This is a genomic window from Maricaulis sp. (assembly GCF_048270095.1).
Lineage (GTDB): Bacteria > Pseudomonadota > Alphaproteobacteria > Caulobacterales > Maricaulaceae > Maricaulis.
This window is the reverse complement of record NZ_JBLWTL010000005.1, coordinates 116,140-141,194: the sequence shown is the minus strand read 5'-3', so window position 1 is coordinate 141,194 and position 25,055 is coordinate 116,140. Positions and strand designations below refer to the sequence as shown.

Annotated in this window: 30 protein-coding genes; 18 read left to right on the top strand and 12 right to left on the bottom strand. The window is 62.0% G+C overall.

Annotated elements, in window-relative coordinates; translation table 11 throughout:
* Positions 1 to 51 precede the first annotated feature (51 nt).
* Both ACN0YJ_RS05195 and ACN0YJ_RS05190 read right to left on the bottom strand, forming a co-directional pair.
* Positions 52 to 1,515 carry a sensor histidine kinase gene (locus ACN0YJ_RS05195; protein WP_417489447.1) on the bottom strand — a complete coding sequence of 488 codons (1,464 nt, stop codon included), beginning with the start codon at positions 1,513 to 1,515 and terminating at the stop codon, positions 52 to 54.
* Positions 1,508 to 2,290, bottom strand: coding sequence for a TVP38/TMEM64 family protein (locus ACN0YJ_RS05190; RefSeq protein WP_417489448.1), 783 nt, complete (start codon positions 2,288 to 2,290; stop codon positions 1,508 to 1,510). Before ACN0YJ_RS05190 ends, ACN0YJ_RS05195 begins: the two co-directional genes overlap by 8 nt.
* 131 nt (positions 2,291 to 2,421) lie before the next feature.
* On the opposite strand from ACN0YJ_RS05190, the gene rpmH reads away from it, so the two are divergent.
* The 8 genes from rpmH (at position 2,422) to ACN0YJ_RS05150 (ending at position 8,900) form a co-directional block, all read left to right on the top strand.
* Positions 2,422 to 2,556 carry a 50S ribosomal protein L34 gene (gene rpmH, locus ACN0YJ_RS05185; protein WP_091766596.1) on the top strand — a complete coding sequence of 45 codons (135 nt, stop codon included), beginning with the start codon at positions 2,422 to 2,424 and terminating at the stop codon, positions 2,554 to 2,556.
* 5 nt (positions 2,557 to 2,561) lie between these two features.
* The gene (rnpA, locus tag ACN0YJ_RS05180; RefSeq protein WP_339741513.1) at positions 2,562 to 2,939 is read left to right on the top strand and encodes a ribonuclease P protein component; all 378 of its coding nucleotides are present in this window, start codon (positions 2,562 to 2,564) and stop codon (positions 2,937 to 2,939) included.
* A 14-nt stretch (positions 2,940 to 2,953) separates the two neighbouring features.
* Positions 2,954 to 4,744, top strand: a complete 1,791-nt coding sequence (yidC, locus tag ACN0YJ_RS05175; protein WP_417495540.1) for a membrane protein insertase YidC — start codon at positions 2,954 to 2,956, stop codon at positions 4,742 to 4,744.
* Between the two features lie 68 nt (positions 4,745 to 4,812).
* Positions 4,813 to 5,391, top strand: a complete 579-nt coding sequence (yihA, locus tag ACN0YJ_RS05170; protein WP_417477966.1) for a ribosome biogenesis GTP-binding protein YihA/YsxC — start codon at positions 4,813 to 4,815, stop codon at positions 5,389 to 5,391.
* A 13-nt stretch (positions 5,392 to 5,404) separates the two neighbouring features.
* Positions 5,405 to 6,400 (top strand): DUF1036 domain-containing protein, encoded by a 996-nt coding sequence (locus ACN0YJ_RS05165; protein ID WP_417495539.1) that lies wholly within the window; start codon positions 5,405 to 5,407, stop codon positions 6,398 to 6,400.
* Positions 6,390 to 7,103, top strand: a complete 714-nt coding sequence (locus ACN0YJ_RS05160; RefSeq protein ID WP_417495538.1) for a pyrimidine 5'-nucleotidase — start codon at positions 6,390 to 6,392, stop codon at positions 7,101 to 7,103. Before ACN0YJ_RS05165 ends, ACN0YJ_RS05160 begins: the two co-directional genes overlap by 11 nt.
* Positions 7,096 to 7,920 carry a 2,3,4,5-tetrahydropyridine-2,6-dicarboxylate N-succinyltransferase gene (gene dapD / locus ACN0YJ_RS05155; RefSeq protein WP_417477963.1) on the top strand — a complete coding sequence of 275 codons (825 nt, stop codon included), beginning with the start codon at positions 7,096 to 7,098 and terminating at the stop codon, positions 7,918 to 7,920. The genes ACN0YJ_RS05160 and dapD overlap by 8 nt, the downstream gene beginning before the upstream one ends.
* A gap of 677 nt (positions 7,921 to 8,597) precedes the next feature.
* Entirely contained in the window at positions 8,598 to 8,900 is a 303-nt protein-coding gene (locus ACN0YJ_RS05150; protein ID WP_417495537.1) for a hypothetical protein, read from the top strand.
* Between the two features lie 5 nt (positions 8,901 to 8,905).
* On the opposite strand, the gene ACN0YJ_RS05145 is transcribed toward ACN0YJ_RS05150, so the two are convergent.
* Positions 8,906 to 9,865: an IS1595 family transposase gene (locus tag ACN0YJ_RS05145; RefSeq protein WP_417495536.1), complete on the bottom strand. Its 960-nt coding sequence runs from the start codon at positions 9,863 to 9,865 to the stop codon at positions 8,906 to 8,908.
* 103 nt (positions 9,866 to 9,968) lie between these two features.
* Between ACN0YJ_RS05145 and ACN0YJ_RS05140 the strand changes: the two genes are divergently transcribed.
* Together ACN0YJ_RS05140 and ACN0YJ_RS05135 are read left to right on the top strand one after the other, a co-directional pair.
* Positions 9,969 to 10,190: a DUF6471 domain-containing protein gene (locus ACN0YJ_RS05140; RefSeq protein ID WP_417495535.1), complete on the top strand. Its 222-nt coding sequence runs from the start codon at positions 9,969 to 9,971 to the stop codon at positions 10,188 to 10,190.
* A complete protein-coding gene (locus ACN0YJ_RS05135) occupies positions 10,151 to 11,104 on the top strand; it encodes a hypothetical protein (protein ID WP_417495534.1) in 954 nt (317 codons plus the stop codon). Before ACN0YJ_RS05140 ends, ACN0YJ_RS05135 begins: the two co-directional genes overlap by 40 nt.
* Positions 11,105 to 11,467: 363 nt before the next feature.
* Here the strand turns inward: ACN0YJ_RS05135 and ACN0YJ_RS05130 are convergent, their stop codons facing one another.
* The 3 genes from ACN0YJ_RS05130 to ACN0YJ_RS05120 form a co-directional block, all read right to left on the bottom strand.
* On the bottom strand, positions 11,468 to 11,878 hold the full coding sequence (locus tag ACN0YJ_RS05130; RefSeq protein ID WP_417495533.1) for a hypothetical protein: 411 nt from the start codon (positions 11,876 to 11,878) through the stop codon (positions 11,468 to 11,470).
* A gap of 490 nt (positions 11,879 to 12,368) precedes the next feature.
* Positions 12,369 to 12,830, bottom strand: coding sequence for a hypothetical protein (locus ACN0YJ_RS05125; RefSeq protein ID WP_417495532.1), 462 nt, complete (start codon positions 12,828 to 12,830; stop codon positions 12,369 to 12,371).
* A 9-nt stretch (positions 12,831 to 12,839) separates the two neighbouring features.
* On the bottom strand, positions 12,840 to 14,117 hold the full coding sequence (locus tag ACN0YJ_RS05120; protein ID WP_417495531.1) for an NAD(P)/FAD-dependent oxidoreductase: 1,278 nt from the start codon (positions 14,115 to 14,117) through the stop codon (positions 12,840 to 12,842).
* Positions 14,118 to 14,243: 126 nt separating this feature from the next.
* Between ACN0YJ_RS05120 and ACN0YJ_RS05115 the strand changes: the two genes are divergently transcribed.
* A complete protein-coding gene (locus tag ACN0YJ_RS05115) occupies positions 14,244 to 14,585 on the top strand; it encodes an aspartate decarboxylase (RefSeq protein ID WP_417489455.1) in 342 nt (113 codons plus the stop codon).
* 3 nt (positions 14,586 to 14,588) lie between these two features.
* Here the strand turns inward: ACN0YJ_RS05115 and ACN0YJ_RS05110 are convergent, their stop codons facing one another.
* Positions 14,589 to 15,059: a cupin domain-containing protein gene (locus ACN0YJ_RS05110; protein ID WP_417489456.1), complete on the bottom strand. Its 471-nt coding sequence runs from the start codon at positions 15,057 to 15,059 to the stop codon at positions 14,589 to 14,591.
* Positions 15,060 to 15,109: 50 nt separating this feature from the next.
* Here ACN0YJ_RS05110 and dapE point away from each other — a divergent pair, with 50 nt between their 5' ends.
* On the top strand, positions 15,110 to 16,276 hold the full coding sequence (gene dapE, locus ACN0YJ_RS05105; protein WP_417495530.1) for a succinyl-diaminopimelate desuccinylase: 1,167 nt from the start codon (positions 15,110 to 15,112) through the stop codon (positions 16,274 to 16,276).
* Entirely contained in the window at positions 16,273 to 16,854 is a 582-nt protein-coding gene (locus ACN0YJ_RS05100; RefSeq protein ID WP_417495529.1) for a hypothetical protein, read from the top strand. The genes dapE and ACN0YJ_RS05100 overlap by 4 nt, the downstream gene beginning before the upstream one ends.
* 9 nt (positions 16,855 to 16,863) lie before the next feature.
* Here the strand turns inward: ACN0YJ_RS05100 and truA are convergent, their stop codons facing one another.
* Positions 16,864 to 17,607 carry a tRNA pseudouridine(38-40) synthase TruA gene (gene truA, locus ACN0YJ_RS05095; RefSeq protein ID WP_417495528.1) on the bottom strand — a complete coding sequence of 248 codons (744 nt, stop codon included), beginning with the start codon at positions 17,605 to 17,607 and terminating at the stop codon, positions 16,864 to 16,866.
* Positions 17,607 to 18,539, bottom strand: coding sequence for a methionyl-tRNA formyltransferase (gene fmt, locus ACN0YJ_RS05090; protein ID WP_417495527.1), 933 nt, complete (start codon positions 18,537 to 18,539; stop codon positions 17,607 to 17,609). The genes truA and fmt overlap by 1 nt, the downstream gene beginning before the upstream one ends.
* Before the next feature lie 86 nt (positions 18,540 to 18,625).
* On the opposite strand from fmt, the gene ACN0YJ_RS05085 reads away from it, so the two are divergent.
* Complete coding sequence (locus tag ACN0YJ_RS05085) at positions 18,626 to 18,994, top strand: Kazal-type serine protease inhibitor family protein (RefSeq protein ID WP_417495526.1); 369 nt, start codon at positions 18,626 to 18,628, stop codon at positions 18,992 to 18,994.
* A 47-nt stretch (positions 18,995 to 19,041) separates the two neighbouring features.
* Here the strand turns inward: ACN0YJ_RS05085 and ACN0YJ_RS05080 are convergent, their stop codons facing one another.
* The gene (locus tag ACN0YJ_RS05080) at positions 19,042 to 19,623 is read right to left on the bottom strand and encodes a hypothetical protein (protein ID WP_417495525.1); all 582 of its coding nucleotides are present in this window, start codon (positions 19,621 to 19,623) and stop codon (positions 19,042 to 19,044) included.
* A gap of 169 nt (positions 19,624 to 19,792) precedes the next feature.
* On the opposite strand from ACN0YJ_RS05080, the gene ACN0YJ_RS05075 reads away from it, so the two are divergent.
* From ACN0YJ_RS05075 to ACN0YJ_RS05060, 4 genes are all read left to right on the top strand, one after another.
* A complete protein-coding gene (locus ACN0YJ_RS05075; RefSeq protein WP_417495524.1) occupies positions 19,793 to 20,641 on the top strand; it encodes a pirin family protein in 849 nt (282 codons plus the stop codon).
* Positions 20,642 to 20,745: 104 nt separating this feature from the next.
* Positions 20,746 to 21,972: an acyltransferase family protein gene (locus ACN0YJ_RS05070; RefSeq protein ID WP_417495523.1), complete on the top strand. Its 1,227-nt coding sequence runs from the start codon at positions 20,746 to 20,748 to the stop codon at positions 21,970 to 21,972.
* A 58-nt stretch (positions 21,973 to 22,030) separates the two neighbouring features.
* The gene (locus ACN0YJ_RS05065) at positions 22,031 to 22,651 is read left to right on the top strand and encodes a hypothetical protein (protein ID WP_417495522.1); all 621 of its coding nucleotides are present in this window, start codon (positions 22,031 to 22,033) and stop codon (positions 22,649 to 22,651) included.
* A 4-nt stretch (positions 22,652 to 22,655) separates the two neighbouring features.
* Positions 22,656 to 22,976 (top strand): winged helix-turn-helix domain-containing protein, encoded by a 321-nt coding sequence (locus ACN0YJ_RS05060; protein ID WP_417495521.1) that lies wholly within the window; start codon positions 22,656 to 22,658, stop codon positions 22,974 to 22,976.
* A gap of 14 nt (positions 22,977 to 22,990) precedes the next feature.
* Here the strand turns inward: ACN0YJ_RS05060 and def are convergent, their stop codons facing one another.
* Together def and rmuC are read right to left on the bottom strand one after the other, a co-directional pair.
* A complete protein-coding gene (gene def / locus ACN0YJ_RS05055) occupies positions 22,991 to 23,518 on the bottom strand; it encodes a peptide deformylase (RefSeq protein ID WP_417477949.1) in 528 nt (175 codons plus the stop codon).
* Positions 23,519 to 23,549: 31 nt separating this feature from the next.
* A complete protein-coding gene (gene rmuC / locus ACN0YJ_RS05050; RefSeq protein WP_417495520.1) occupies positions 23,550 to 24,995 on the bottom strand; it encodes a DNA recombination protein RmuC in 1,446 nt (481 codons plus the stop codon).
* Between the last annotated feature and the right edge of the window lie 60 nt (positions 24,996 to 25,055).

Below are 25,055 nucleotides of genomic sequence, written 5' to 3'. Positions count from 1 at the left end.
TCAGAAAAAGCGGGACGCGGTTTTGCGGGTCGACCATGCGGCCACCCGAAATCAGACCGGCAGACGCACCGCAAACACCGTGCCTTCAGGGCCGGTCGAGACCAGTTCAATATCCCCGCCATGCGCCCGCGCCAGCTCCCGCGCAATCGACAGGCCGAGCCCGGTCCCGCCACGCTTGGTCGAGCCGGCGAAGGGGCGAAAGAGCTTGTCCCGCGCACGTGACGGCAAGCCCGGCCCGGTATCACGCACGTCAATGCGACAGAATCCGGTCTCGGCGCTGGCACTCACTTCGAGCACAGCCGGCGCATCACTGCCGGCCATCGCCTGGATCGCATTGCGGAACAGGTTGAGGAAGATGCGGTGCCCATGATCGGGATCGGCGTGGATGGTCTGGTCAGGCCCGGCCTGATTGCGCCAGTCGATCCCGGTCCCGCCCTCGACGAGAAGCGCGTCATCGGCGGCCTCCTCGAGCAGATCAGCGAGGATCACGCGCTGGCGCACGGGCGGGCTTTCCTCGGCCCGGCCGAATTCCAGCGTCGCCTCACACAGACGCACCCCGCGATCGACCGCCCGCACCAGACGCTGGCCCATGCCGCGCACGCGCTCATCGCTGTCGGTCGCCAGCCGGTCGGAGACGAGCTGGGCACTGGCGAGCACGTTGCGCAAATCGTGATTGATGGTGGCGACCGCTTCGCCAAGCGCGGCGAGCCGCTCGCGCTGGTGCAGCGCCTGACGGATTTCCGTCTGCATCCGCGCCAGTTCGGTCTCGGCCTGACCGATCTCATTGCGCGCGCCGCCGGGACGGATGGTTCGGGCCGGATCATGGGGCGCATAGCGGAAGCGAATCATCGCTGTCGCCAGCCGCCGCATCGGGCGCACAAAGAGGTAGAAGAGCGACAGATAGATGATCACCCCGACGCCCAGCGCGATCAGGACGGAATAGGCCAGATAGCGGCGCGAGAAGTCAGCCAGCCCGGCTTTAAGCGGCGCTTCCGGGACGATGACGTCGATCACTTCGTCGCGGCGCCCCATCGGCGTGGCGCGAATCCGCACGAAGCGGCCAGGCCCGGCGGTGAGCGTGCCGACCGTGTCGCGCACATGCCCGACCCAGCCGGTGGTGCGTACATCGCTCTCCACCAGGGGGCCGTCGATCGGGCCGGCGTAAAGCACGAGCTCATTCATGCCATTGCGCACACGCGACACAGCGACCGCGTCAGCGCCCGCCAGCAGCGCCCCGACCTCATCCTCGCCCAGCGCACCACCCGGTGCGACATCGGCAGCGAGCGCGGCCAGGTGCGCCGCCTCGGCCCGGCCCATCATCCATTGCAGGCGATAACTCGCCGAAGCGGGGAAATAGACCAGCACAACCCCGATCGCGATCAGGCCAACGGTCAGCATCAGCAATTGACCCGGCAGGCTCTCGGTCAGCCCGCGGCAAAGCACGGCGACAGCGCCGCCCAGCCGGTTCAGGGGATCGCGCTTGGCATCCGGGATTGGGGGGGCAGGATCATTCATCTCTGGCGTGCCGCATATCCGAGGCCCGGGATTGCGGCAAGGCTTCGCGACTCCGGCGCCGGACCCGGATCCGGTGCCCGACCGCGACGCCCACCATCAGCACAACCATTGCCAGCGCCACGAGAAAAGCGGGACGCGTCAGGTCGGACAGGCCCGGGCGCACGCCGGCCTCGACCAGTTCGCCAAGCCCTGCCCCCAGATTGGCGTAGAGAATGATGGAGGGCAGAGAGCCCAGCAAAGTGCCCGCGACATAGGGCAGGAATCGATGCCCGAGCAGGGCCGCGGCCAGATTGACCAGGAAGAAGGGCAAGGGCAGCACGCGCAACAGGACGATATAGGCGAATTCATCGCGCTGAAATCCGGCCGCGAACCGGGCAATGCGCGCGCTGAAGCGTTGCCGCAATTCCGGGCCGGCGAGATAGCGCATGATCAGCCAGGCATTGGCCGCGCCGAAAACAATCCCGAAAGCCGAAGCGGGAATCGCCGCTGTACTGCCCAGCAGAAAACCGGCGCCGATGGTGAACCAGAGCGCGCCGGGAAGCGAGATGGTGACGGCGAGCATGTAGAAGACCGCATAGATGATGCTGACCAGCAGGAGGTGATCGTTCGCCCAGCTTTCCCATCCATCCGCGCCCATCGCACCGAGCAGGGCCTGGGGCGAGGCACCGAGAAAAAGCGCCGTTAGCATGACGCCCAGCAAGACAACTCCGGCCACAAGCCGCAGACGCACCGGTGTCTTCACGGTTGCTGGATCGATTGATACCGGTTCATGCATTGGATATTCCTACACCGTCACTGCAATTTCGGCACCCTGCGCTGATGCGAATAACTGCCCGCGCGCTTGACGCCTGCTCCGCATATGCGTATTAGCGCCGCTCTTGAATTGATCGCCGATGGAGCGCGACCGTGAAACGCACTTTTCAACCGTCCAAGCTCGTCCGCGCACGCCGGCACGGCTTCCGGGCCCGCATGGCCACCAAATCTGGTCGTATTATCCTGGCTCGCCGCCGGGCCAAAGGTCGCAAGCGGCTCTCCGCTTAACGATCATGGACACCACGCCGCCAGCCATTGACCGGCTGAAAAAGCGGCGTGAATTCCTGTATTGCGCGCAAGGCAAAAAAGCCGTCCGCTCTGGTGTTGTCATTCAGGCACGCCAGCGGGACGGCGCTTTGCGTTTGGGCGCCGGCTTCACAGCCACAAAGAAAGTCGGCAATTCGGTTGTACGCAGCCGGGTCAAGCGACGCCTGCGCGAAGCGGCGCGGCTGCTACTGCCCCTCCACGGACGGCCCGGCTTTGACTATGTATTCATTGCACGCGCGACCACCGCCGATCGGGCCTGGCCGTATTTGCTGCAAGATGTTGAAAGTGCATTGGTGAGCCTCGCGTCTGACGAGGCCCCGGGCAACGCGAAACAACGAGCCTGAGAGGCCTGAACGTCATGGGCGGAGAACAACGCAATCTCTTTATCGCGCTGGGGCTGATGCTGGCCATCATGCTCGGTTATCAATTCCTGGTCACCGGGCCGGCGCAGGAGCGCCAGCGCGCTGCGCTGGAAGCGGAACAGGCCAGCCTGATCGACCAGGGAGTCGATCCCGACCTGCCCGCCTCCCTCACCGCAGAGCCGACAGTCTCCGCCCTGGACCGTCCCGAAGCCCTGGCCACGGCCCAGCGCGTCGAAATCGATGCGCCGAGCGTTGAGGGCTCCTTCTCCCTGACCGGTGCGCGCTTCGATGATTTGCGCCTGCGCCGTCACACGGTCGAGGTCGGCGGCGACGAGCTGATCTCCCTGCTCAACCCGATTGGCAGCGAGGATGTGTTCTATGTCCGTGACGGTTGGCAATCGCCGACTCCGGGCTTCACCGACCTGCCAGGCGGCACCACGGTCTGGTCGCTGATTTCCGGCGATGTCCTGACCACCGAGACCCCGGTCGTGATCGGCTATGACAGCCCGTCGGGCCTGCATTTCGAACGCACGATCAGCATTGACGAAAACTACCTCTTCACCGTCTCCGACAGCGTCACCAATACGACCGGCAGCGATGTCGAACTGCAGCGCTACGGCCTGGTTCGCGATGAAGGCATGCCGACCGACCTGACCAATAATATGGCCGTGTTCGAAGGCGCCCTCGCCGTGGTCGACGGCCGCCTGATCCAGCGCAAATTCTCCAAGCTTGAAGATGGCGAAGAAGACGAAGCCAGCGGCATTGGCGGCTGGTCTGGCATCACGATGCGCTATTGGATGGCCGCCGCCATTCCGGACCAGGACCGCAGCTTCACCGCCCGTTTCCGCACCATCGAGCGCGCCGGCATCACCGCCTTTGAGTCCAGCTATGTCGAAACCGCGCAAATCCTGCCCGCCGGTGCTTCGCTCAGCTCGGTCACGCATATCTTTGCCGGCGCCAAGGAACTCGATGTGCTGCAGGCCGCACAGAATGACCAGGGCATCCAGAAGCTCGATATGGCGATCAATTGGGGCTGGCTCTGGTTCCTGGCGCGGCCCTTCGTCTGGCTGCTGCACCATCTGGAAAACCTGACCGGCAATGTCGGCCTCGCAATTCTCGCCCTGACGCTGATGGTCAAGATCGTGATGTTCCCGCTCGCCAACCGCGCCTTTGCCTCGATGGCGAAGATGAAAACGGTGCAGCCGAAGGTCGCCGAGATCAAGGAACGCTACGCGGCCGACCAGCAAAAACAGCAACAGGCGATGATGGATCTCTACAAGAAAGAGAAAATCAATCCGCTCGCCGGTTGCCTGCCGATCCTGCCGCAGATTCCGATTTTCTTCGCCCTCTACCAGACCCTTTTCAATGCCATCGAAATGCGCCACGCGCCTTTCTTCGGCTGGATCCGCGACCTGGCGGCACCCGATCCGACCAATATGTGGAATCTGTTCGGCCTGCTGCCCTTCGATCCGTCGAGCTGGCCGATTCTCGGCGGTGTTCTTGCGATCGGCATCTGGCCAATTCTGATGGGCCTGACCATGGCTGCGCAGCAGGCGCTCAACCCGCCGCCGCCCGATCCGATGCAGGCGAAGATCTTCGCCTTCCTGCCCTTCGTCTTCACCATCATGCTGGCGGGCTTCGCCTCAGGCCTGGTGATCTACTGGGCCTGGAACAACGCCCTGTCGGTCGCACAACAATATGTCATCATGCGCCGCCACGGAAATGAGACCCAGCTCGACAAGCTGATCGCCCATATCCGCGACCGCATGAGGGGAGACCGGAGCTGACCGCGTCCGACGATGATCTGGATCTGACCACAGGCCGCCGCCTGTTTGCGCGCCCGTGCAAATTCCTCATGGGTGCGGTTGATCTCGATCATTTGCCGCCGCCAGACCGGACCGAAGTCGCTTTCGCCGGCCGTTCCAATGTCGGCAAGTCGTCGCTGATCAACGGGCTGACCAACCAGACCGGGCTGGCCCGTGCCTCGGGCGAACCGGGCCGCACGCGCGAGCTCAACTTCTTCAATCTCGAGGGCAGCAATCTGCGCCTGGTCGATCTGCCTGGCTATGGCTTTGCCAAGGCGCCCAAGGATGTGGTCGAGAAATGGACCCGGCTGACGCGCGCTTTCCTGCGCGGCCGCGTCAATCTCAAGCGTGTCTACCTGCTGATCGACAGCCGCCACGGGCTCAAACCCGTTGATCATGCGATCATGGACGTGTTCGACGAGGCCGCCGTCAGCTATCAGATCGTGCTGACCAAGTGCGACAAGATCAAGCCGCCACAAGTCGCGCGCACGATCGAGGAAACCCTGGCCGCGATCCGCAAGCGCCCGGCCGCCTTCCCGCGGGCCGTCGCGACTTCCAGCAGCAAACACCAGGGGCTGGACGATTTGCGGGCCGAGATCGCCGCGCTTCTGCCGGATGCCGCAGGATAGGACGCCGACTACCATGCTGATGCGATTACTGATCCTCCTCGGCCTGTCATTTTGCGTCACCGCTCCGGCCCGGGCCTATGATATCTGCAATGAAACCAGCTATATCGTGCATGTCGCGACCGGCTGGCCGGTTAGCGGCGGTGTCGCCATCCAGGGCTGGATGCGGCTCCGGCCCGGTGCCTGCGAGGCCGTCGCCTCCGAGGTCGAACTCGCGGACGATCAACCGCTCTATTTCTACGCCAAGACCAGTGACGCCTATCTCGGTGGGGTGCGCGAATGGCGCGGCAATACCGCCCTGTGCGTCGATGAAGCCGATTTCGAGGTCGTCGCCAATACACGCTGCACCTCGCTTGGACTGGCCTCGCGCGACTTCATTGTCCGGGAAGGCGCCGCCCGCGACCGGACCGTACTGGTCGGGCCCGACAGCTTCGGCAGGCGTGCCGAGATCGCCGGGATCCAGCGCCTGCTACAATCGGCCGGCTATCCGATAACCGCCGTCGATGGCTATGACGGCCGCGGCACCGACCGCGCCATTACCCGCTTCCTAGGCGATGCCGAGCTCGCCTCAAGGCCAGCCAATACCGCCCTGATCGATGCCCTCGAATCGCGCGCCATGACCCGGAATGCCCAAAGCGGTCTGACGGTTTGCAATCAGTCGGACGGTGATATCGCGGCCGCGATCGGCTACCGCACCGGCGAGATATGGCAGTCGCGGGGCTGGTGGCGACTGCATGCCGGCGAATGCGCCCGGCTGCTGGCGGCGCGGCTGGAAACGGTGAATAATTTTTTCTATGCCGAGCGCCTGACGCCAACAGCACGCCGCCCGATCAATGGTGGCCAGGACGCCTTCTGCATCGCTCCGGCCCGCTTCCTCGCCGAAGAACGCACCAGCTGCGCCGAGCGTGGCTATGCGACAGCAAATTTCCGCCGCATCCCCGAACCGGTCGATGGCGGTGTGCGCGTGACGATCGAGGAATCCGATTTCGAAGGCCCGCGGCGTGACCGGTAACCGCCCCGACCTGACCCATATCGATCACTGGGTATTTGATCTCGACGACACGCTCTACCCGTCCGACGCGCCGGTCATGGCCCAGGTCAGCGCCCGGATGACCGAATATGTCGCCCGCCTGCTCGACCTGCCGCAGGACGAGGCGCGCCTGCTGCAGAAATCCTACTGGCGCGAATATGGCACCACTTTGCACGGGCTGATGGCCAATCACCCGCTCGATATCCGTGAGTATCTCGACTACGTCCATGATATCGACCACAGCGTTATTCCGGCCAATCCACTGCTGATCCGCAAGCTGGAGGCCCTGCCCGGCAAGCGTCTCGTCTACACCAATGGCTCGCTCAAACATGCCGAGAATGTCCTGATCCATCTCGGCATTGATCATTTGTTCGACGATATTTTCGACGTCGAGGCCGCCGGCTTCACGCCCAAGCCGCACCGCGAGGGCTTCGACCGCTTTGCCAGCCGGTTCGACCTGCCCGTGCCGCAATCTGTCCTGTTCGAGGATTCGGTCCGCAATCTGAAAACCGCGCATGAAATGGGCTTCACAACCGTCCTGATCCGCGCGAAGGAAGGCCTGCGTACCGAAGACCACACCGCACCGGGCGAACACCCCGACCACGTCCACTTCGCCGCCGATTGCCTGACGACGTTTCTGGGTGAAATGCGGACATCGACGACACCGGAGACTTCCGATGACTGACCCCCTCCAGACCATTATCGAATCCGCCTGGGACAATCGCGACAACGTCTCCACCGAAACCGGCGGCGAAATACGCGATGCCGTCGAAACGGCAATCCAGCAGCTCGATAGCGGCCAGGCCAGGGTCGCCGAACGGCAGGCCAACGGCAATTGGACGGTCAATCAATGGCTGAAGAAAGCCGTCCTGCTGGGTTTCCGGCTGAATCCAATGGGTTTGATCGATGGCGGCGTCGCCGGCGCCGGCTGGTGGGACAAGGTGCCGTCGAAATTCGAGGGCTGGGGCGAAGCCGAATTCAAGGCGGCGGGCTTTCGCGCTGTGCCGCCTTGCGCCGTGCGGCGCGGCGCCTTTATCGCGCCGGGCGTGGTGTTGATGCCGTCCTATGTCAATCTCGGCGCTTATGTCGATGAAGGCACGATGGTCGATACCTGGTCGACGATCGGCTCCTGCGCCCAGGTCGGCAAACGGGTGCATATCTCCGGCGGTGTCGGCATTGGCGGCGTGCTGGAGCCCTTGCAGGCCGGCCCCGTGATCATCGAGGACGACGTCTTCATCGGCGCCCGTTCCGAAGTCGCCGAAGGCGTGATCGTGCGCACCGGCGCCGTGATCTCGATGGGCGTCTATCTCGGCCAGTCGACCAAGATTGTCGACCGCGCCACCGGCGAGATCACCCGCGGCGAAATCCCGGCCTATTCGGTCGTGGTGCCCGGCACCTTGCCCGACCCAAAGGGCGGGCCGTCACTCGCCTGCGCCGTGATCGTCAAGCGCGTCGATGCCCAGACGCGCTCGAAAACCTCGATCAATGAGCTGTTGCGCTAGCTTCGCCTGACGCGGGGGTTTCCGTCACGCGTTAGCGGGTATGGGAGCCGGGCCGTCCGGGGGCATGGTGGAATGCGCGCCCGTCATATCCCCGGATATCGGGGACGGGTAGATTGTGCCAGTCCCGGAGGGTCGGTGTCCCGCTTGGGCGGATTTTGAATTTTTCGTGGGAAACACCCTGCCAGTCTGCCACTCTGTCATTACGGGCCTGCAGCCCTGTCTGCACAGGCGCGGACGCCATGACAGGGCGGGTGGCAGAGACTGCCACTCTGCCATTGCCGGGCGGGCTTCCGGCACGGCGTGGGCGCGTTGGTGGGGATCAATCGACAATGTCAAAGAGCGAAACCGCCGCGATTATAACCCCGCACCGCCGGGGGGCGGACAAGTTGTACCGCAGGGGATGCGGGCAACATTTACTTTCGGTATAAGTACAGGTCGCTGCCGGGACGTGGTCCCGTTTCCCCGAAACGGGTGCATGTCCCGACCTGGGTCGAGCGCTACCTGCTGCCGGTATTGTCTGGATTGAAGCCGTCCAGCCGCAGTCGTCGAGCACCCAGCAAGTCGGGACATGCACCGGTCCGCAGGACCGGACCACGTCCCGCGCGCGTGCGCTTATTCGGCCTTATGTATCAAACGCACCAAGTGTCATGATGCTTTGAGCGCTGGTTTCCGGCACGATGCCGGGCATGAAAGCTCTACACCAGAAGCGCGATGAACTCCGCGCCATCATCAAATCAGCTCAGGCCGATCTACGCACTATTGAAGCCGCTATCCGGGTCATGGGCGGAAATGCTGCACCAACCCAGCTATTCGCCCGTGGCCAGCTCAAAGCGCTGGTCTGTGATGCCATGAGAGCCGGGGCAGAAGGCAATCACGCCATCGCCCTTGCTGTGATCGCCCGGATGGAATGGGAAGCCACTGACGAGCGCGTCAGAGACGTGACCGGGCGAGTTAAGGACGTGACGAAGCGGTTTCGGTGAGTGGATTAAGCCGCCCGTTGCCAGTACCCAGCCCAAGCCCTGCTAACCGGCAAAGCCATCGCCAGTGAGATAACCCGGCCAGCCTGCGCGCCATTGGCAACGCTGCGGTGATCTTCTTTCCAAGCTGCTTCACTGGCGTACTGGTGCAGGTATTGCGGGCTGACCTTGTGATGCTGGCCACGGATCATGCGGCGCAGGCGGGAAAAGAAGCTCTCGACGTTGTTGGTGTGCTTGCCGTGCAGGCTGTACGCCTCGGAATGGTTGATGCGGCCCATCGGGAAGTCACGAACCAGATCATCCCAGTGTGCCGCCTCGTCAGCGAAGATGGTTGATCCGTCCGCCACAATGCGCGAAGCAATCTCGACACCCTCGCCCTCACGGCGGGCAATGAATGGCAGTGTGCGGCCACCACGTTGACGCAGGGCGACCACAACGCGGCGGGTGCCGGTCTGGTGCTTGGCCAAGCGGCGGTCAACGCGATCTTCTTTCAGGTTCGACGGGCGGATATGGCCACCGATATAGCAGCCATCAATCTCGACCTCGCCTGACAGCTCAAGGCCACGCATTTCAGCGGCCAGAACTTCGCGCAGCTTGTGCATCATCACGAAAGCCGTCTTGTACTGGACGTCCAGATCGCGGCTCATTTGAAGCGCGCTCATACCTTTCACGCCGTTGACGAACAGGCAGATCGCGGCAAGCAGGTCAGAGAAGTCCATTTTGCGGCTGGCGAAGATGGTGCCGGACGTGACCGAAAACTGGTGATGACAGGCCACGCACTTGAACTTGCGGCGGGTGGCAATGTCATAGGTCTCTGTGCAGCCACAGCGCGGGCAAACAGCCTCGCCATGCGTGTCAGCCCAGCGCATCGCCCGGAACGTCTCATAGGCGGCCTCTTCGCCAGCCTTGTAGATGTCCTTAAGCGAGAGGGTGCGCGCTTGAGCGGAGAGGAGAAAATGTTGAGCCATGTCACTATGTCCGTTACCAATGTAACGTATATAGTGCGTTGACGTATCTAATGCAAGGGCATAAGTATCGTTTACAGTACTTTTTTACACAAAGGCGATACAAATGCCCGAACAAACCGACTTCGAGACCCGCGCGGCCAATATCCTAAAGGCCGAATTGAAGCGCCACGGCGTGACCTATGCCCAGCTTGTCGAAAAACTCGCTGCCATCGGAATCGACGAGAAAGAGGTCAACATTCGAAATAAACTCTCGCGCGGAAAGTTCAGTGCTGCTTTTATGCTGGCATGTCTAAGCGCGATAGGGACGCAAGCCCTCCACATCTGATCGCTTTTGCGATCATTGTTCTGCTGATCGGCGTCACCGCGACTTGGGCCGGCACCGCCTCAATAGATTATTTCAGTCAGAAGCAGCGAGAAGAACACCAGGCAACCGACCAGTACGCCCATTACTCCCGCGCCGAAGAGATATGCCGCGTTATCGATACCGCTACGGCGCGCCTTACCTGTTTGGCTGAGCGCATAGATGCCGAGCAAGAGCGCCAAGCCACCATAGCCGATCTTAGCGCTCAAAGCGATATGGCGAAGTGGACCTTCGCGATGCTGTGGGTTGGAATGGTTGGCCTGATTGTCAGCGTGGTGGGCATATTCGTTATCTACGAAACTCTGCGCGAGAGCCGAAAAGCGGCTGTCTACGCCTTTCAGGCGCTCGAACAGGCAAGGCGTCAAGCGGGCATTGCAGAAAAGCAGTTCTTGCGCGAACAAAAGCCTTATCTGCGGGTCCGAGTGCCATATGCTGAGATAAAAATAGACCTCGACAAAGCGCGCGGGGATGAAAACCCCAGTTGGCCCTTTGACGCCAATATCGTTGTGCGAAATGTTGGCCGTGTCCCGGCTTTGATCGTCGCTGAGTCCATTTCGGTGGGCTACGAACACGACATCAATGAGCGAGAGCGGGATCTCCGATTTCTGGAAGCAGAGCTTGAACTGCCTCCGCAGGCAGGGTCCGAGCGCAGCTTCTCCTCCCCATATTGCGTGCACGGATGGCGGCAGTATGAGCGTCTTGCCCAAGGTGAGCGACTTATACTGTGGGGCCATTTCATTTATGAGGACATTGCCGGGGAGCGATGGCGACAGTCGTTCGCGTTCGCCTGTAAATACAACCTTCCCGGCGTGAGCCGATGGGGTGGCGAGAGTTACAATTACGACCGCAAACAACGCGGCGATGAGGCGGCGAACTGAAGGAGCCTTAATCATCATGACACTTGGTGCGTTTGATACATAAGACCGCGCTTATTCAACGGCACAGCGAGGGACAGGTACCTCGGGTACCTGTCCTCAGGGGAAGCTCCCCTTTTCCCCGGGGACGCGTACCAGAGGTACACGTCCCTCTTTGATGGCCGGTGAATGCGGTCGACAAAATCGACGCCCCCGCCGTTTCGCGTCCCACCAAGGCCGGCCCGCATCGGGCAGGCCGAAACTCGGTAAAGGCAATGAATTTAGCGGAGTAGGATCGAATTAATTGTGTGTGCCCCTATTTGTCCTGCAGCCGCGATTACCGCCATGTCCCCGTTTATTCGTTTGCCTATTCGTTTATTCCACATTTCACCATCTATTACGTGCGTCCGTCTTTTCATTTGAGTATGGATCTCCAATGTAATCAATAATTCTGCTTTTCATTGACTTCTCAGCAATTAGAAGAGTTCTAAAAGTTATCGAAAACTCGCCCGTAGGAACAAAAAGCAAGTTGTGAACCCATGCCCCATCATTATTGTATACAAACTCACTCGCCAAAATTTCCGACCGTCTATCCCGGACAACGGATTTACATTTTGTTTCGTTGCTTACGTGTCCATCAATATACTTGACAGTGACAAATCGATAACCAATCTGAAGATCTCCAATTACATACGCGATTGAAACTTCAGACCCATCCACCGAAATTGACGAAACAACCCCGTCATGGAACGGCACTCCAGCGGCCAGCTTTACAAGAGCTTCGTCCATGTACTTCATGCTAAGACCTAGACTTTCTTGATATCGGTCATGTGCACTTTCGTAGAGCTTGTCGCTCGCGAGTGGACCTACGCTCCGTCGAGTTAGAAACTTCATCTTGTTATCCTACTTGTCTAATTCGGGGGCACACGCCAGCCATTCGCAATCAGCCAATCTCGTTGTGCGCGCAGAACAGACGGGGACCCGTACCGTTTTTCAGGCGGCGCCTGGAGGGGACCATGTCCCGCCGGTGCTGTATTGAACCGAGCATCCGGCGCCGGATGTGCCCAACCTCCACCAAAACCTCATGCCGAGATGTCGCCCTGCGGGGTTCAGCGTGTCAAGGCGCATGCCCGCGAAGCGGCGCCGAAGGCGGCCTTGACACGCTGAACCCCGCAGGGCCCGCTGCTGGCAAGCGGTTTATGGGAGGCTGTGCGCCGGGGCGCAGATATGTGAATTGAAACGGGGAAGTGGGGGCTGACTGTGTCTGTCCCAGTTTATTCGATAAGAGTTATTTCTTTCGTCGTCCTGTAGGTGAAGCACTTCGCAACCCCGCACCCACTTCATATTCAATTCCATGATAATCAAACGCTCGGAGCTCTATCATATCTTTATTGGTTCGCTTAATGATCGTCCCGATATAATTCTCGACGTCAGAATCAAACGGAAATTTGTATTTCAAAAACCAACCTTGATTGTCCCACAGAGAAAGCACTTCAATATTTCGGATATCTCGCCCGACCCTGACAAGACCTTCATCGTCCGGATTTCTCACAATCAACTTAAATTTATCTCCCAAAAAGAATTCATCGCCCACTCTGTAGCTTTTTTTTAACCCAAACATTTTGCCCTCCAGGAGTTCCGGTACTTGGTATTGGAAAGCTTGGCCCGAAACTTGAGTCCGGAATGCGCGAATAACTGGGACAGCCTCCACTAAATCGCCGGAAACCTTGTCCGTCCCGGTCTTTTCCACCCGGAGCGATTATTCGCCGTCAGTGCCGTCGCCAGCCGCATCCTCAGACACCGCCGCGCCTTCCGGCTCCGCCTGCAACCCCATCCAGACCTCAATCCCGCGCGCCGCAGCGATTCCCGTCGAGAAACAGCCCTGCAGCAGATAGCCGCCGGTGGGCGCTTCCCAGTCAATCATCTCGCCGGCGACGAAGACGCCCGGCATAGCCTTGATCATCAGGCCGATATCGAGACCCTCGCGGGCAATGCCGCCGGATGAGGAAATCGCCCGTGCCAGACCGGTTTGACCGGTGATCGTGACGGGTGTGGCCTTGATCCGCCGCGCCAGATCGGCCGGGGCTGTCGGCAGTTCGCCGCTTTCGCGCAACAGACTGATCGCTTCGGGCGAGAGGCCGGCCTTGCGCAGGGTGTTGGCCAGCGACTGGCCCTTCTTCGCGTCGCTGAGGCGGGCAGTGACTTCGGCGATCTTGTGATTGGGGCGCAGATCAATCGTGGCGGTGACCGGATAACCGGTCGCCAGCGCCTTGCGGATCGGGGTGGAGAGCGCATAGACCGCGCCGCCTTCCAGCCCGTAGGCGGAAATCATCGCCTCGCCGCGCACGGTCTCGCCATTGAGGCTGATCGAGATCGTTTTCAACGGCTTGCCAGCGAAGCGCGATTTCATGATCTCGCTCCAGGCGATCTCGACGCCGCAATTGGCGGCGGCGAAATCATCGATCTCGACATCGCGCGCGCGCAGCATATCGACCCAGCCGGCATCGGAACCCAGTTTCGACCAGCTCGCGCCGCCGAGCGCCAGCAGGACGGCGTCAGGCTTGTCGACAACCCGATCCCCTTCGGGCGTGTTGAACATGAGCGCGCCGTCCGCGCTCCAGCCCGCCCACTGATGGCGCAGGCGGAACTGCACGCCCTGCCGCTCGAGCCGGGCGATCCAGGCGCGCAAGAGCGGCGAGCCTTTCATCGCCTGCGGGAAGACACGGCCGCTGGTGCCGACGAAGGTCTCCTGCCCCAGGCTCTCGGCCCAGGCACACAGATCAGCCGGCGTAAAAACTTCCAGCCAGGATGACATCCAGCCAGCGGCCTCGCGATAGCGCGCCATGAAAGCCTCGCGGTCATCGCTATGGGTCAGGTTAAGCCCGCCGCGTCCGGCCATGAGGAATTTGCGCCCAAGGGTCGGCATGCGTTCATAAACGGTGACGCCATGGCCATGGGCGCTGAGGCGCTCGGCGGCGATCAGGCCGGCGGGGCCGCCACCGATAATGGCGATTTGTCTGGAAGATTGTTGGGTCATGGCGGTCTTCTAGTCTTTTCCCGGGACAACAGCCAGAAATCCGCCCAGTACGCTGATGCGGCCCTGTCGCGGGGCGCTCGAATCTGATGCAATACCCGCCAGCGAAGAACCATGAAGGATATTGCCGTGAGCGATGTGAAAGCCAAGACCAATCCGGATGCTGCCGATCCGACAGCGCCCTACGGCTCCGCCAACAACCCGTCGGAATTCGATGTTCTCAAGCGGCTCGATGCCAATGAGCCCTATTTCATCATCCGTGGCGGCGATCCGTTGTCGGATGCGCTGGTCGAGCTGCACGCCTATATCGGCGCCGGCCAGAGCGGTGCCGCCCACGACACCCTGGAACGCATCCTCGCCCTGACCGCCCAGCACCCGCCGCGCCCCGTCGGCTCGCCCAAATACCGCGAGACCTTCAAGATCTCGATCTCGATGGAACGCTTCCGCGAAACGCACGGGCGCTCGCACTAAAGCTCAGTAGGGCGTGCCGTCCTTGTGCACGAATGTGCCCGCACCCGGCCGGTCATAGCGTTCCGGCAGGGCCTTCATGTCGATATCGGGGTATTCGGCGCCATCGGCATCAATACGGGTGCCAATGGCCAGAAAGACGCAATCCTCCCGCGAGCGGTTGACCAGATGATGCCCGTCCTCGACACCGGCACGGAAGCCGGAGCAATCGCCCGGGCGCATCACGGTCTCGCCGCCATCCATCACCAGCACGACCTCGCCGGAAATCACCTGGACGAATTCATCTTCATGCGTGTGCCAGTGGCGCTGGGATGACCAGGCACCGGGCTCGAGCCGAACCTGGTTGACGCCAAACTGGGTCAGGCCGGCAAGCTCGCCAAGGCGGCGAGTGTGGCGTCCGCGGCACGGCTCACTGAACGGCGCGGGATAGCTGCATTTGGAAGTTTCTTCGACTTCGCTGATTGCGAACGTGCTCATTGCTGCATCCTTGTTCTGGCGCGCCCGGACGAACCGGCTATGTTTCGATTATGAACACTGAACTCGATCTTTCCAATCCACTGGCGCTGGCCCAGCGTCTGATCCGCTGCCCCTCGGTGACGCCAGCCGATGCCGGGGCGCTGGATGTGGTGCAGCAGGCACTGGAAAGTCTCGGCTTCGCTTGCCGCCGCCTGCCCTTCGGCGAGATCGACAATCTCTATGCCCGCCGCGGCAGCGCCTCACCCTGTTTCATGTTCGCCGGCCATACCGATGTCGTGCCCTCGGGCAATGACGCCAAATGGACCCACCCGCCCTTTGCCGCCGAAGCGATAGACGGCGTGTTGTGGGGTCGCGGTGCGGCTGACATGAAGGGCGCCATCGCGGCCATGGTCGCCGCCGTCCAGCGCTTGCTCACCGATCAGGGCGAACCGGCCGGCTCGATTGCCTTCCTGATCACCGGCGATGAAGAGGGCATGGCGATCAATGGCACCAAGGCGGCGCTGGAACAGCTCGCGGCCGAGGGCGAGAGCTTCAATCACTGTCTGGTTGGCGAACCGAGCAATCCAACCGTGATGGGTGAAACGATCAAATCGGGCCGTCGCGGCAGTCTCAATTGCCAGATCAACGTGACTGGCCGCCAGGGCCATGTCGCCTATCCGGAACGGGCGGAAAACCCGATCCCGCCCTTGTTGACCCTGCTTGGCCGCCTCACTGCGCGTGTGCTTGATGATGGAGCGGAGAATTTTCAGCGCTCGAATCTCGAAGTCACCAGCATTGATGTGGGCAATCCGACCACGAATGTCATCCCCGGCCATGCCGAGGCGCGGTTCAATATCCGCTTCAATATCGCCCATACCGGTGATGAGCTGCGGCGCTGGATCGAAGCCGAAGCGGCGCTTGTTGCCCTGACCTTCGATGGTGAGGTCGCCTGCGATATCCATGTCACCGGCGAGGCCTTCCTGACCCCGGCCGGGCAATTCACCACATTGCTGCAGGACGCCATCGAGGCGGAAACCGGACGCCGCGCCGCGCTGACCACAGGCGGTGGCACCAGCGATGCCCGTTTCATCCATAAATACGGCCCGGTCGCCGAGTTTGGCCTGGTAGGTGCCAGCATGCACCAGATCGACGAATGTGTGCCCGTCGCCGATATCGAGACTTTGACGCGGATCTATACCCGTATCCTGAGCGCCTATTTCGCGGACACGCCGGCATGATGCGTCTGGTCGCCGAAGCCTGGCTGGCGCTGCAGGGCAGCTGGCGCATTCTCACCTTCAAGGATGGCTGGGAAACCAGTTTCGACACCTCGATGGGCGGGCTTTGGCATTCCTTCTCCGCCGCGGTCTTCGCCCTGCCTTTGGTCGCCCTCATCCTGCTCAGCGCCTGGCATGGCTCGGCCGGCGAGCGCAGCTACGGGCTTGAGGATTTCCTCGTCTATTCCCTGTCCTGGGTCGTGTTTCCGCTGGCCGCCTCGCTCGCAGCCCACATCGTTGGCGCGCGCGGACGCTGGGCCGCCTGGGTGGTGCTGCACAATTGGAGCTCAATCCTGCTGTTCGCCGTGCAGGCGAGCTTCTGGACACTCTTCCTGGCCGGGCTGATCAATCTTCAGGTCCTGGGTATCCTGTCCGGCCTCTATGGCTATCTGCGGATACTGGTGCACTGGCGCATCGCCTATATCGCGCTGGGCACGCCGACCATCACATCAGCGGCAGCCTGCGCGGTGCCGATCCTGGCCGCGAAGATCATGGTGATCCTGATCAGCCTCGCCATGACGCCCGCAATTCCGGCGGGTTAGTCACCGGCCTCAGTCCGGATAGTCCACCGCCACCAGATAGAGCCCGTCAGACGGCGCTACCGGGCCACAGCGCTTGCGGTCAGCGGCATCAAGCGCGGCCTTGAAATCACGCACTGACCATTTGCCCACACCGACCTCGACCAGGGATCCGACGAAGGAGCGCACCTGGCGGTGCAGGAAGGAGCGGGCCGAGCAGGTCACTTGCACTTCCTCGCCAATGCGCGAAACGCGGATCTCGTCGAGCGTCTTGACCGGGCTCTCCGCCTGGCATTGCGCATCGCGGAAGGTGGAAAAATCATGGCTGCCGACCAGCATTTGCGCGGCGGCATGCATGGCATCGCCGTCGAGCTGTTGCGGCACGCGCCAGATCTGGCCCTTGTCCAGGGTCAGCGGCGAGCGGCGGTCGATCAGGCGGTAGAGATAGTGCCGCTTCGTCGCCGAGAAGCGGGCATGAAATTCCTCCGTCACCTTTTCCGCCTCGAGTACCGCAATCGGGTCGGGGCGAAGGTGGTGATTGAGCGCATCGCGCACGCGGTCGCAGCGCAGATCCTTGTCGAGATCGACATGCGCCACCTGCCCCAGCGCATGCACGCCGCTATCGGTGCGACCGGCGCCCTGTACGATTGCCGGTGCGCCATTGAGCGCTTCGACAGCGCGTTGCAGCGAGCCCTGGACCGAGGGGCCATGATCCTGCCATTGCCAGCCATAGAAGGGCGTGCCGTCATATTCCAGGATGAGTTTGTAGCGCGGCATCAGCCCAGCACCGTTCCGGCCGGCACCGCCGTGCCACGCAGGAAGTCCTCCGCTTTCATCGCGCCCTTGCCCTCGCGTTGCAGACGGCTCAGACGCAGCGCACCGGAGCCGCAGGCGATCAACAGCGCGTCATCGAGCGCTGTACCCGGCGCGCCTTCACCGGCTTCGCTGGTCGCGAGCAGAACCTTCACCCTGACCGGCCCCTTCTCGGTCGCCAGTTCGAACCAGGCACCGGGAAAGGGTGAGAGGCCGCGAATGTGCGGGGAGAGCTCGGCAGCCGGGCGCGACCAGTCGATACGGGCCTCTTGCGGCGTGATCTTGCTGGCGTAGGTGACGCCCTCGTCCGCTTGCGGCACGGCTTGCAGCGAGCCGCGCTCCAGCGCTGCCAGGGCAGGTCCCCACAGGCCCGCGCCGGCATTCATCAGCTTGTCGTGCAGGCTGGCGGCCGTGTCGGCATCACTGATCGCAACGGTTTCGGAGAGCAGGATCGGGCCGGTATCGAGGCCGGCTTCCATCTGCTGGATCTGCACGCCCGTCACCGCGTCACCCGCCATGATGGCGCGCTGGACCGGCGCCGCACCGCGCCAGCGCGGCAGCAGGGAGCCGTGCAGATTGAGGCAACCCAGCCGCGGCGCATCGAGCGCGCGCTGTGGCAGGATTTGTCCGAAGGCCACGACAATCGCAGCGTCAAGATCAAGCGCCTCGAACTCCTCGAGCACCGCATCATCCTTAAAGCTGACAGGGGTGGAAACCGGGATTCCGAGCACTTCGGCCAGCTGGTGTACCGGCGTTTTCTGCTCCGACTGACCCCGCCCGCGCTTGCGTGGCGGCTGGGTGTAGACCCGCACGATCTCATGCCCCGCTGCGGCGATCTCGGCGAGCGAGCGGACGGCAAAATCAGGCGTACCCATAAAGGCGAGGCGAAGCGTCATGCGTGGCTTATTCCTGTCAAAATCAAGTGCATTCTTCCCGCTGTCTTAACTTTGATATAGGCTCACCGCCAAGCAGGAGCGACATCATGACCAAACCAGCCGGCATACTGATCACCCTCGTTTTCGGACTCCTGGCGCTGGGCGCCTGCGCCACATCAGACCCGTCCAGCCCGGCAACCGACCCGCGTCCGCAGGCGGAAATTGGCGGCATGTGCGGCGGAATGATGGGAACCGGCTGCGCCGATAGCGGCGCCTATTGCCGCTATGAGCCGGCAGCTCAGTGCGGCGCCGCCGACCAGAGCGGTATTTGCACGCCTCGCCCCCAAGCCTGCACGCGCGAATATCGCCCGGTCTGCGGCTGCGATGGCCAGACCTATGGCAATGCCTGCACAGCGGCGGCGGCCGGCGTCAGCATTGCGCAGAATGGTGCATGTGCACCATCAGATGATGACTAGAGCGCAGGGCAACGGGACATGCGCCAAAGGCACATGTCCCTGAAAGCCTACTCGAAACCCCAGGGGGCTGGCGGAACATCCACCGGCCGGGTCAGATCGAAGCTGACTTCGAAATGGCGCTCCGGGCGATCCAGCGCATAGGTCAGCGCCTCATCGGTCAGCGCAAGCGTCCAGACATTGGTGACCGAGACGGCAAGGCCCTCACGCTCGAACAAATCCTTCGAGAACTGATCGGCGGGGAACTCAGCGCGCCCATTGGCGGGCGGCGTCACCGTCGAGCCACCATACATGCTCACCGCATCATCGCTGCCATCTTCATGGCGATGATCATGCTGCAAGCGCAGGCCATCACCCTGACGGCTGATGATCCAGGTGCGCGACCGGTTCTCGCCGACATGCAGCGGAATGCGGACCTCGTCCTCACTGCACTCGCGGAAATGGATGGTGAGCACTTCCGCCGCCCAGTCGGCATCGCGCGGATCATCGCTGACCACGCCGCCTTCGAAGGCCTGACCGCAATATTGCGACAGTGCGAGCAGCATGTCGTCGCTGGCTGGCGTTGATTGCGGTGCGGAACAGGCTGCAAGGCTTATCAGGCCAAGCGCGGCGCTGGCATGGATCAGTTTCATGTTGGCAATCTCCCTGAAATTCTTCCGGTCACGATCCTGTGCCCGCCTGCCCGGGTCAAGCAACAAGTCATCCTCTCCACAGGGGAAAGAATGCTTTTCGCGGTGGCGGCTGTTTTCCGCTCCGGCAAAATCCTAGTTTGAGCCTCAGGACAGCGAACAGGAGCCCGTCATGAGCACAATCGCAAAGACCAGAGCCCGCCGCATCAGCCAGATCTCGCGCGGCCTGCCGACCTCCGACGGAGCCGGCGTCAAACTGACCCGTATGCTCGGGCATCAGGGGCTGGATTATCTCGATCCCTTTCTGATGCTCGACCAGTTCCGCTCCGATAATCGCGATGATTATATCGCCGGCTTCCCGAGCCACCCGCATCGCGGTTTTGAAACCGTCACCATCATGCTCGATGGCCGCATGCGCCATGGCGATAACAAGGGCCATAAGGGCGTGATCGGGCCTGGCGGCATCCAGTGGATGACGGCCGGTCGCGGCATCGTGCATTCCGAGATGCCGGAGCAGGAAGACGGCCGCATGTGGGGCTTCCAGCTCTGGGTCAATCTGCCGGCGAAACAGAAGATGACCGCGCCGCGTTACCAGGAGTTCTCCGCCGGGCAAATCCCAGTCGAGGATCGCGAGGGCAGCCAGATCCGCGTCCTGGCCGGCAGCAGCGCCAGCGGCACCACCGGCCCGGTTGAACAGATCGCGACCAAGCCGCTCTTGCTCGACATTACCCTCGAGCCGAGCGCCACGTTCAGCGAAGCCGTACCCGCCGGACATACCGTCTTCATCTCGGTCTACAAGGGCGAGGTCTCGGCCGGCGGCAAGAGCGTCAAGGATCCCGACCTCGCCGTGCTGAGCGACGGCGATACGGTGGAGTTGAGGGCCGGGGCCAAGGCCGCCAGCTTCCTGCTGGTCGCTGGCCAGCCGCTCAATGAGCCAGTGGCCCGCTATGGCCCCTTCGTGATGAACACACAGGCGGAATTGCAGCAAGCGGTAACGGATTTCCAGGCTGGACGCTTCTAACCGACCGACCTGACAGCGCCGGGCGCACGGTTAATAGCAAAACTGGTTTACATTATAAACTAGTCTATGATATCTGCTGATCTTCGAACAATCGGAGACTGCCCGTGACCCACCCTCAAACCGAACGCCTGCACGCGCTGGACGCGGTTCGCGCCATGGCCTTGATGCTTGGAATTCTCCTCCACGCCTCAATGTCCTTCCTGCCGGGCCCACAAATCTGGGCCACCCAGGATGTTGCCGCCGGAGAGGGTTTCGCCTTCGCCTTCATGGTCCCGCACATTTTCCGGCTGACGCTGTTCTTTTTCATCGCCGGCTTCTTTGCCCGCATGGCGATAGAAAAGCGCGGCGTGATCGGTTTCCTCCGAGATCGGAGCAAACGGATCGCCCTGCCGCTCGTGATCTTCTGGGGCCCGCTCTTCGCCATGATCACGGCCGTCTTCATCTGGGGCTTCCTGAAGGCCAATGGCGGGGTGGTGCCCGAAGGCACACCGCCGCCACCGCCGCTGGAATTGGCCACGCTGCCGCTCACCCATTTGTGGTTTCTCTATCTATTGCTGATTTTCTACGTCGCGGCGGCTGCGCTCTATCTGGTGCCCCGCCTGGGCGACCGGTCGGAAGCGCGACAAAACCCGGTCGACCGCCTGGCCGCATTGATCCTGAGAACCCCGATCGGCATTCCCGTCCTGGCAGCGCCCATCGGCCTCTGGTTCTGGCTCAACCCCGCCTGGTACGCCTGGTTCGGAATTCCCACACCCGACACCGGCTTCGTGCCCAATAATGGAGCCTTGATCGCTTACGGCATGGCGTTTGGCGCCGGCTGGCTGGTGCAGGGGCAATCGGGATTGGTCGATGCCTGGCGGCGCTGGTGGCCCGTCAATACAGCGCTGGCGCTGGCGGCGACCATGATCTGTGTGCGTCAACTGGGGCTGGTCCCGGATTTTGTCCCACCGGCACCGGGACCGGACAAGGCCATTCTGGCCGCAAGCTATGCGATTGCGAGCTGGGCGTGGACCCTGGCGATCACCGGTCTGGCGCTGCAATTCTGGTCCGGACACAGCCGTATCCGGCGCTATCTCGCAGACTCGTCCTACTGGCTCTACATCATGCACTTGCCACTGGTGATGGCCCTGCAGGTCATGGTGTCGGATCTCGCCTGGCCGGGTGAGGTGAAATTCGCGCTGGTGCTGGCCATCACCCTGATCATTTTGCTGGGCAGTTATCAGCTTCTGGTCCGCAATAGCTGGCTTGGAGCCTGGATCAATGGCCGGCGGTACGGGCGCCAACCCGCCAAGGATGAACCGGCCCTCGCCCCACAAGCAACGCAGTCATGACTTCCCTTCCGGGCTGGGGCAGGATCGCCCCGGCCCGCCTGCCGACTCAGAGGACACCATGAATCAGGACAAGGAAAACGCCCACGCCGACCTCGCCTTCATGCGCGAACTGGTCTCCGACACCACACCTCCGGGCCAGACGACCGGAAAGACCCTGTTTGCGGCCGGTCTGATTTATGGCGTCCAGACATTGCTGCAATGGGCCGAGTTCAGCGGACGGCTCGAAATCACCGGTATCGGGATGCTCGCAGTCATCCTCGGACCGACCCTGGTTTTCCTCGGCGTCCTGGTGGTCATTCTGCGCGGGGCGGGCAAGAACGGCCCCAAGACGATGGCCGGGCGCGCGCTGGACTATGCCTTCTCGGCCATCGGTGCCACCAATCTCTGCCTGCTCGCTATCTTCTGGATTACCGCGGTCAAGCTCGACAGCCCCGATGCCTGGTTCAGCTATGGCGCCGCGATCTTTGCCGTTCAGGGCATGGTGTGGTTCATCGCTTTCCGGATCCGGCAGAGATTATGGCTCGGCGCCGTATCGGTGGGCTGGTTTGTCACGGCGGTGCTGCTGGCCTTGACGGCCGGCACTCCGGAATTCGTCCTGGTCGCCTCGTTCGGGATGTTCGCCCTGATGGCCTTGCCGGGCTGGATCATGATGCGATCAGGCCGGAAGGCGGAGTCCTGATCCGATGAACGAACCGGGACCAGAATCGGGAATCGGCCAGATCAACGAAGTCATTCACGGCAGGCTCCGGCTCGGCGTGATGACCTATCTGTCGAATGCCGAAGTGGCCGAGTTTACGGAATTGAAGTCGGTGCTCGATGCGACGCAGGGCAATCTGTCAGTGCATTTGCGAAAGCTGGAGGAGGCAGGCTTCGTGACGATCGAGAAGAGCTTCCTCGGCCGAAAGCCCCTGACCCGCGTGCGCATCACGAAGGCCGGGCGCACCGCCTTTCGCGCGTATGTGCAGGCGATTTCCGATCTTCTCGGCACGCCGCCGCCCCAATAGGGCAGGCCGGTGCCTCAGGCTGCGTCTTCGCGGGTCTTGTCTTTTTCCAGCTTCTTGACCCGGGCCACGGCGCGCTGGCGCTTGAGGCGCGAGAGATAATCGATGAAGAGAATGCCCTCGAGATGGTCCATCTCGTGCTGGATACAGACGGCAAACATGCCTTCGGCGATCTCTTCGCGCGGCTGGCCGTCATAATCGAGATACTCGATCTTGATCCGGTCTGGACGCTCGACTTCATCGAAGACGGTCGGCACGGACAGACAGCCCTCTTCATAGGGCTGCAGTGTATCGGACGGGTCGGACAGGACCGGATTGACGAAATAGCGCGGCTGCGGCGCCTCGTCAGCCTTGGCCAGATCCATAACGATCACCCGCTTGGGTTCACCGACCTGGATGGCAGCCAGGCCGATGCCATCGGCGGCATACATGCTCTGCAGCATGTCATCCATCAGTTCGCGCAAATCGTCATCCACCCGCTCGACGGGTTTGGACACCAGTTTCAGGCGCGGATCGGGAACGGTGATAATTTCTCTGACAGCCATGGGCTCTAGATAGGACGTGCCGGTTAGCGAATCAAGAATTGGACGCTTCGCCCGCCGCCTCCGGGGCGGTGAGGGCAGGCCGTGTGGCAGTTTCCTCCTCGGTGTCGAGGCCAGCCGCTTCGAGATAATCATCGGGCAGTGATTTCTTGGTTCCGGCGCCAAGCTGTTTGAGCATCTCGGTCTGGCGAACGAGATTACCGCGCCCCTCGGACAGCTTGCCCTTGGCATCGTGCCAGGCAGTCTTGGCCGCATCGATGCGCTGACCGACCTTTTCCAGATCGCCGATAAAGCCCTCGAACTTGTCGTAGAGCGAGCCGGCGCGGCTGGCGATTTCGCGGGCATTCTGGTTCTGCCGGTCGATGGTCCACAGATTATGCACGGTGCGCATCGCCATCATCAGCGTCGTCGGAGTCGCGATCATGACATTGCGTTCGCCCGCGAAGATCGAGATCTCCGGATCATTCTGCAGCGCCAGCGAGGCCGCACCTTCAAGCGGGATAAACATCAGCGTGAAATCGACGCCTTCGTAGAATTGGGCATAGTCCTTGTCGCCCAGCGCCTTGATGTGCGTGCGCACGGAATTGATGTGCTGTTTCAACGCGACGCCGCGCGCGTCCTCGTCCTCCGCATTCACGCAACGCTCGAAGGCGGTCAGGCTGACCTTTGAATCGATCACCAGGCGTTGCTTGCCCGGCATTTCCACCACGACATCGGGCCGGCGGCGGGCACCATCATCGGTGGTCTCGCTCTGCTGGGTGAAGAATTCCTGGCCCTCGCGCAAGCCGGCACGTTCCAGGATCGTCGCCAGCACCATCTCGCCCCAATCGCCCTGCACCTTGCCCGAGGAGCGCAGCGCATTGACCAGCCCCTTGGCGTCGTCGGACATCTGGCGGGCATCCGAGTGGAGGGTCTGGATCAGGGTCTTGATCTCGGTGGTCTGGCCCATCCGCTTTTCAGCATCATCGATCACCCGCTTCTGGAAGCCGTCGAGCTGTTCTCGCAAGGGCTTGAGCAAGACCTGCAGGCCTTCGGCGCCCTGCTTGTTCATCTCCGCCCCGCTGGTCTTGAGGATCTCGGCGGCGGTCGACTTGAAGGTCTCGGTCAACTTCTCGCGGGCCTTTTCGAGCTCGGCGAGTTTTTCGTCATGATGGCGGATGGCGGCATCATGTTCAGCGCGCAGGCTGGCGAACTGGGTGTCCAGCTTTCCCTTCTCCGCCTCGACTGCCTCGAGCTTCACGCGCAGACGATCACGCTCCTCGACTGCAGTCTCGATGCGCGCCAGCGCCTGGCGAGCTTCTGACAGCGCCGCGGACTGGCGATCCGACTCGTTGCGCAGCTCATCGCGTTCGAGCTTCAGCTCCTCGACCTGCACCGCCGTTGCGGCGCCGCTATCGGCCGGCTTGCGAACCAGAATGAGAACCAGAAGTACGAGCACGATGCCGAGCCCGGCGAGTAAAAGAAGCGTGGCGATATCCATGGCGTCGATCCGAATCTGATGGGTGAGCTGAAGCCTAGCACAGTGGCCCGGACAAAAACT